7 protein-coding genes are annotated in these 7,071 nt (G+C 43.1%); 2 read left to right on the top strand and 5 right to left on the bottom strand.

The window, feature by feature from the left end; all coding sequences use genetic code 11:
- Positions 1-2 precede the first annotated feature (2 nt).
- From V7K85_RS25685 to V7K85_RS25695, 3 genes are all read right to left on the bottom strand, one after another.
- Positions 3-1,949, bottom strand: coding sequence for an ATP-binding protein (locus V7K85_RS25685; RefSeq protein WP_334817810.1), 1,947 nt, complete (start codon positions 1,947-1,949; stop codon positions 3-5).
- A gap of 291 nt (positions 1,950-2,240) precedes the next feature.
- Positions 2,241-2,714 (bottom strand): response regulator, encoded by a 474-nt coding sequence (locus V7K85_RS25690; RefSeq protein ID WP_334817812.1) that lies wholly within the window; start codon positions 2,712-2,714, stop codon positions 2,241-2,243.
- Positions 2,715-2,766: 52 nt separating this feature from the next.
- A complete protein-coding gene (locus V7K85_RS25695) occupies positions 2,767-5,235 on the bottom strand; it encodes an ATP-binding protein (RefSeq protein WP_334817814.1) in 2,469 nt (822 codons plus the stop codon).
- 307 nt (positions 5,236-5,542) lie between these two features.
- On the opposite strand from V7K85_RS25695, the gene V7K85_RS25700 reads away from it, so the two are divergent.
- Positions 5,543-5,785, top strand: coding sequence for an AbrB/MazE/SpoVT family DNA-binding domain-containing protein (locus tag V7K85_RS25700; protein WP_334817816.1), 243 nt, complete (start codon positions 5,543-5,545; stop codon positions 5,783-5,785).
- Positions 5,779-6,222 (top strand): type II toxin-antitoxin system PemK/MazF family toxin, encoded by a 444-nt coding sequence (locus V7K85_RS25705; RefSeq protein WP_334817818.1) that lies wholly within the window; start codon positions 5,779-5,781, stop codon positions 6,220-6,222. Before V7K85_RS25700 ends, V7K85_RS25705 begins: the two co-directional genes overlap by 7 nt.
- Here the strand turns inward: V7K85_RS25705 and V7K85_RS25710 are convergent.
- Positions 6,217-6,339 carry a hypothetical protein gene (locus V7K85_RS25710; protein ID WP_334817820.1) on the bottom strand — a complete coding sequence of 41 codons (123 nt, stop codon included), beginning with the start codon at positions 6,337-6,339 and terminating at the stop codon, positions 6,217-6,219. The two genes, V7K85_RS25705 and V7K85_RS25710, sit on opposite strands and share 6 nt — an antisense overlap.
- 463 nt (positions 6,340-6,802) lie before the next feature.
- On the bottom strand, positions 6,803-7,071 hold a 269-nt coding region (locus tag V7K85_RS25715; protein ID WP_334817822.1), incomplete at its 5' end, for a hypothetical protein.

The raw sequence follows: 7,071 nt of genomic DNA on the forward strand, positions 1-7,071 counted from the left end.
CGTCAAGTTGATGATAGAGATACTTGACCCTTTGGGAATAACTTCGGTAAGCTGACTGTAACTTTAGTTCCTTGTCCCACTTCACTAGACAAGGTAATATTGCCACCATGTAACTCGACACAAGCTTTAGCGATCGCAAGCCCTAAGCCTGTGCCAGAGATTGTATCAACATTACTTGCACGACTGAACGATTGAAACAAATTTTCTTGATCTGCTATTGGGATACCAATTCCCTGATCTTTGATGTAAAAGATTACTTCTGATTCTTTGCCGATCAGGTGGAATTCCACAGTCCCTCCATCTGGAGAGTACTTAATTGCATTGGACATTAAGTTAATAAAAATTTGCTGCAAAAGTCCGCGATCGCCCCAAAAGCCCTGGTGATTCCCAGTAATTTGAAAAATAAATTCGTGGCGATCGCCTGCTGTTTCTCGCTCTTGTTCAATCAAATCAGCAAAAAATTGCAGTAAATCGAGCGGGATTGGCTTAAATTTGGGTTTTTCTAGTTCAAATTGGTTAACCAGAAGCATATTATCCACGAGTTTGGACATATACCTTGCTTTATGTTCAATGATTCCTAGAAACTTCTGTTGTTTATGCTCATCCAGTTGCTGGCTATGTTTTACCAAAGTTGATGCAGCCGCAAGAATTGAAGTTAGCGGCGTTCGATACTCATGGGAAACCGTTGCAATGATTTGAGATTTAAATGCATTGAGTTGCTTTTCTTTGGCAAGCGCTGCTTGAGTTTGGGCTAGCAATTCCGCTTGTTGGATGGCGATCGCTAGTTGCACCGAAACTTCATTGAGCATCTGTGCATCATCAGTTTGCCACTCTCGTTCCCCGGAATTATAGTGAGCAATCAACAAACCCCAAAGTTTGGGGGTTGGGTTCCCATTGTTGCTGAGATTAATCGGAACCACCAGATTTGCTTTAGGATTAAATTGCTCTTTCAGGCTGACACAATTACACAAGCCAAGCTCATAGATATAAGGGATTGGGGATTGAGGATTGGGCACAAGAGGCAGAGGAGCAGGGGAAAGGGTGCAGAAGAGAGGAATTTTCCCCCTGTTCCCCTGGTTACTGAGCTTGTCCTGACTTGTACTGAGCTTGTCCTGAGCGGCGTCGTTGGCGCAGCCCAAGGTAGAGAAGGGCGAAGCCGAAGTAGCGTAGCCGTTGGCGCAGCCCAAGGTAGAGAAGGGCGCAGTCGTTGGCGCACTTGTGCTGAGCGTAGCCGTTGGCGCAGCCTCTCGCAGAGAAGTAGCCTCTGGTAGAGAAGTATGCTCTCCTGCTTCTTGTGCAGTTTCCAGCCCCCAGTCCCCAGCCTCGACGCGATCGCACAGTGCTACAGTGTGGTATGACTCAACTGATGAGGCAACTATTTTACCGTCGGTATCTGGGGCAAACTGATACACCATCACGCGATCGCACTTCAGAAGTTGCTGTACCTCAACTACAGCCGTATTCAAAATTTGCTCTAGGTTAAGAGACTGGCGAATTCGTAGAGATGTGGTGGCAATTAGGCGCTGTCTCTCCTGAGTTTTGATCAGTTGGGCTTGCAAGCACGATTGCTTGATGGCGTTGCGAACTGCTAATTGCAGCACATCCTGTGTCAGATGTTGCTTGACTAAATAATCCAACGCACCCCGTTTCATTACTTGCACAGCTATCTCTTCATCACCACGCCCTGTCAACATAATCACGGGGACAGAAGTTTTAAATATCTCCTGCTGCATCTGATCGAAGAGTTCTAATCCACTCATATCAGGTAGGCAAAAATCCAGCACAATCACATCGCAGCGTACTTTTTGGCACAAAGCAAGTCCTTCTTCTGCACAGTCTGCCTCCAAAATTTGGTAAGACTGGTGCGGATCTTTCAAAAGATATCGACGATAGATTTTCCGATCTGCTGCACAATCATCAATGATCAGTAGCGTCCATGTGTCCAACATAAGGTTGTGAGGATCAGGGAACCATATAGATCCCTTTTATCCAGATTGTGTTTTCATTGCATAATTCTAAAAATAATATAAAATAAGTCTAAATAAAATCTAAATTCTTTAGTAATTCTAAAGCAATACAAGCAGTCGAACACGGTAGGAAAAACAGGAAGATGGGGAAAACGCATCTACCACAGACAAGCAGACACAGTGACTCAAAGAGGAAAATATCGCTATGCCCTCTGAGCCGTCTTTTTTGTTATCCTATTGTCCCTACTGCCTGATCAACAGAAAATAAACAAATTAATCCAAGACTGGCGGCGTATTGGCTTCAAGCCAATAGTCCACGAATGCCTGGATTGTCTTTTTTAGTTCCTCAGCATCCATCGGCTTTACCAGATATCCATTTGCGCCCTTTTGGTAGCACAATTCAATATCCTTGGGGTTAGATGATGTGGTAAAAACAACGATGGGGATTCTGTTGAAACTCTTGTCTTGCTTGAGCCGATCTAAAATGTCACGGCCATCAATACCTGGCAAATTCAGATCGAGCAAGATCACAGAGGGTCGTAGTGCTACTTTAGAGTTGCATAAGGCTTCGCCCTTAGCGCCGGCATCGCTCCCCTGTTGATAGAGGAACTCTAAAACCTCATCCCCATTAGTACAACGGTGTATGGGGTTCTGGACGGACATGCGCCGCATGAGGCGTTGCAGTATCCGAAAATCTTCATTGCTGTCTTCAACAACCAGCAGCGGTTCATGAAGTTTTTTTGTCATTCGTGGTCTTAAAAGAACTTAACAAAAATATATATTTGGTCACTATCTTAAACTATTCCAGCGTAAAATAGAACATCGAGCCAACGCCTACGGTAGATTCAACCCAAATTTGACCGTTATGAAGCTCAACAATCTTCTTAACAATAGCTAGTCCTGCACCTGCTCCTCCACCGTACTTTTCCTGAGAGTGGAGCCGCTTAAATAGTCGAAAGATAGTTTCTAGGTGATGCTCTGGAATTCCAATACCGTTATCTCGGACATAAAAGATTGGAGATTGGGCACTTGTACTGAGCATCTCGACTTCTCTACGAGACGCTACGCGTAGCTTGCTTCCCCGTAGGGGTACGCTCGATGGAGCCGGCGTCGTTGGCGCACTTGTGCTGAGCGTAGCCGTTGGCGCAGCCTCTCGCAGAGAAGTAGCCTCTGGTAGAGAAGTATGGGGCATTAGTTTAACTTTATCTCCCCTGCTCCCCTGCTCCCCTGCTCCCCCTGCTCCCCCTGCTCCTTCTTGATCTAAGTAGCCAATCTCAACCCATTGCTCTGCCTTATCGTTGTATTTGAATGCATTGCCAAGCAGATTACTGAAGACCTCATTAACAAGAACTCGGTCACACTGAACTGTTGGTAAAGGCCGAGGAATGCGAACATCGGCAAGTTGAGCGTCATGACGACTAGCACGAAAAACATCAATTACTTGGTTGAGCAATTCGTTGAGGTCAGTTGCTTGCAAGCGCAGTTGTGCTTGTCCTAACTGCGAGAGTCGCAGTAGAGCATTAATCAGAGTTTCCATGCGTACAGACAAGGACACTACTGTTTGCAAGCACTCAATTCCTTCATCATCTAATACTTGACCATAGTCTTCCAGCAGCACCGTCGAGAAGTTATAAATTCCCCGCAAAGGTTCCTTGAGGTCATGGGAAGCCGCGTAAGCAAAGGATGCTAGTTCTTGGTTGCTGCGCTCTAACTCCAGGTTGATTTTAGCTAACTCATCCGCTTTCGAGAGTACAATACCAACGATCGCATTCCTGAGAGCGATCGCACTGTCAAGTTCACACGTCCTCCAAGGTAGAGAAGTTAATCTAACCGTTTCTTGCCATTGTTCAAAGGATTTTCGCACAGACAGGCTAAGGCTACCATCTGCTTGAGCTTGAATGGATTCTTTTGGATTACCTGCCCAGTGTACCGTTTGGAGAACTTCTGGGCGAAACCACAGGATGTAATAGCGCCGGACTTTAGAAATCCGCAGTAGCAGCAAGCCACTGGCAGTATCTTTAAATATCAGCGCCTTTGGGTAAAGCTTCGGCAGAGAGTCAGTAGAAAACAGGTTGTCGCTAACTTGGGTATCCGCCCATTCAATCAGTGCCCGCACCTGCTCAATATTCGGTGTTGTTCCCACAAGGGTAATTTCATTATCCAGACAAACCGCCGCTCCTGAGGCACTAACAAGATCCAGCAAGCGGATTTCAGTTTTGATTAAGGCATCTATAAAATTGTCTGCCTGGGAAATGGACTCTAGGAAATCAGACTGTAGCGATTTCAGCTTTACCTTATAGTCCCATTCCGAGTAACTAATTTTGTGCGCTAATTCTGAAGACACAATCTGTCCCAAAAATTCGCACATCTTGCGTACTTCGTAAGAAATATACTTTGGTGTTTGATGGTGACAGGATATTAATCCCCAAAGCTTTTGCTCTTGAATCAGCGAAATCACCAAAAGAGCCTTCACTCCCATATTTTGATGATATTCAGCACAACACCAATCAAAACTTCGTAGCACAGAATAGCTTAAGTCAAGATGCTGATCTGTTGTCATTTCCAGTGGAACTAGTTTGACAGGTTCAGCAGTCAAATCGGGGAGAAATCGCAGAAAGCAACGCGTGTATAACTCCCTAGCCTGCGCTGGAATATCTGTAGCGGGATAGTGGAGTCCTAAATAAGGTGATAAATCTTCGCGTTTGACTTCTGAAATAACAGAACCCGCTCCCGACTGGTCAAATTGATAGACCATTACCCGATCAAAACCGATGATTTTTTGGATTTCTTGTGCCACCAAATCCAAAAATTCGATCAGATTGGATGTCCTTTGCATTTTAGCGATCGCTTCACCCACTAAAGTATAGAAGCTTAAGAAACTCACCTCAGATTTTGAGTCAGTCGGTTCTAGCTCCAGAATCACAGCCTCTTCTGTACGATGAGCAATAGCGTCAAAATCTTGTTCTTGATGCAAAGTATTTATTGATACTTTAAAAGTATTAGCACTGCCAATTTTTTTCACCAAGCACTGCTTGACAGTTTCCACTTGCCGAGCGTCAAGCAAATAGCTCAAGGGTTTACCGAGCAAATTTTCTGGCTTTTTGCCCAAATATAATTGGGTATTGTTGCTAACTTTGAGTATCTCTAGCTGAGTACTGAGTGCCAGTAGTACACCATGAGGTTGAATAGAGCCAGGTATGTGAATGGGTATGCGATCGTGGTTAGTCAGAGCAGTAGCTTGGGCGGTAGTATTTTCAAACTGGCTCATAAATCAACTTATGTAAAGCTGAATTTTACAATAGCGCAATTAAATGTCATATTTCTTTAAAGTATATGCCGATAAGGATGAATGCGATCGCATATTCACTCTGCTTGTTACATTTTTTACACTAATTAGGTAAGTGCGAACAATGAGAAGATGGTTTTCGGTGTATTACAGCTTCAGTAACGCACCAAAAAGAGAAATTATGGTATATTCAAAGTAGATACGTAAGATAGGCCAAAGTAGGCACGTCAAGCTGCGAAAGTTTTATCTTTGGGTGTGTAATTCTCTAAGAAAGCATTTTGAAATAGTTATGACTACAGTTGTTACTAAGTGGGGAAATAGCCTAGCTATTCGACTTCCGAAAGCTTTGGCTGAACAAGTTAATGTAAAAGAGGGGACAGACATAACTTTCAGTGTCTCAGGCAATAGTATTGTAATCACGCCGCAGCAGCGAAAAAAATATACGCTTGATGAATTATTGGAAGGTATGACTCCAGATAACTTCCATCCTGAAATAGATACTGGTTCTGCTGTGGGGAATGAAGTTTGGTAGTTAAACCATACGTTCCAGGTAGGGGTGATATTGTCAAGTTAGACTGCGGAACAGCAAAGCAAATTACGGCTGATTCTATCCGACAAGTGTTAGCGCTGAGAACATCAGGAATGTCATTTGAAGATATTGCTGAAACACTGAGTGCTGAACTGAAACCTGAAGGGCGTGAGCAGATGGGCTATCGCCCTTTTTTAGTTATATCGCCATTAAAATATAATCGAATGGCTTCTATAGTTCTAATTTGTCCAATTACTAATCAAAAAAAAGGTTTTAATTTTGAGGTTCCGCTTCCTGATGGAATGATAACCAGTGGCGTAGTACTAGCGGATCAGATCAAATCCCTAGACTGGAAAGCTAGGAAAGTTTTGTTTGTAGAGAAAGTTGAAGAGGATCTAATTGAAGAAGTGCAAGCAAAAATTGAGCCTCTGATTTTATAAAGATGTAAATGACTTAGTGATTGGATTAACTGCGATCGCAGCTTTCACTCTCTCATCCCGCAAGTTATAATCCATTTTGGATATGTTTTTCACCCCAGCATAGCCAGCCGCAGACATAGTTTTGAACTGGTAAAAATAAAGGTTCGCTAACTAAAAAATTTCCTTTGATGATTCTTAGAGGATTCAGATAAGCGCAAAGTTATTTGCAGTTAGGAGATAACTTTACTATAGCCGTTCTCGCTTGGGTGTAGTACAGTTTTGATCTCACTTCCATTCCTCTGTCTTTTTAGGAGAGAGGCTTTGAGCCTTACTCCCCTTCCCTTCAAGGTAAAGGGTTGGGGGTTGGGTCTGTATTAAAATACTGCTCGGTTAAGGGGAAAAGGGGAAGGTGAAAGGGGAAAAACCTTTAACCCTACCCTTTAAACTTTTCCCTAAGCCAAATTCCTAGTCTAAAATGCTTAACCGAAAAGTATTGGTCTGTATTAGACTAAAATTTCAAAAGTCGGATCGTATATTCTCGATAGTTGTAAACTGAACATATAGTGAAAATTTAAACTCACCTTCAGTGATGGCTCTATTATTAAATGAATGAACCTTGTCCATTGTTCAAGTGACTTGCGGACTTGAATACTGCTCCATCTTGCCAAACTTCAATTAAATCACTATAACCATCTCGATTAACATCTCCAGTGAGATACTGTGTGTTATCTCTAAAATCACCCACAACAGTTGTGGCAGCTAGGTTATTAAATACACCTTGTCCATTGTTCAAGTGACTTGCGGACTTGAATACTGCTCCATCTTGCCAAACTTCAATTAAATCACTATAACCATCTCGATTAACATCTC

Origin of the sequence: Nostoc sp., from assembly GCF_036917615.1 — a bacterium.
GTDB lineage: Bacteria > Cyanobacteriota > Cyanobacteriia > Cyanobacteriales > Nostocaceae > Nostoc.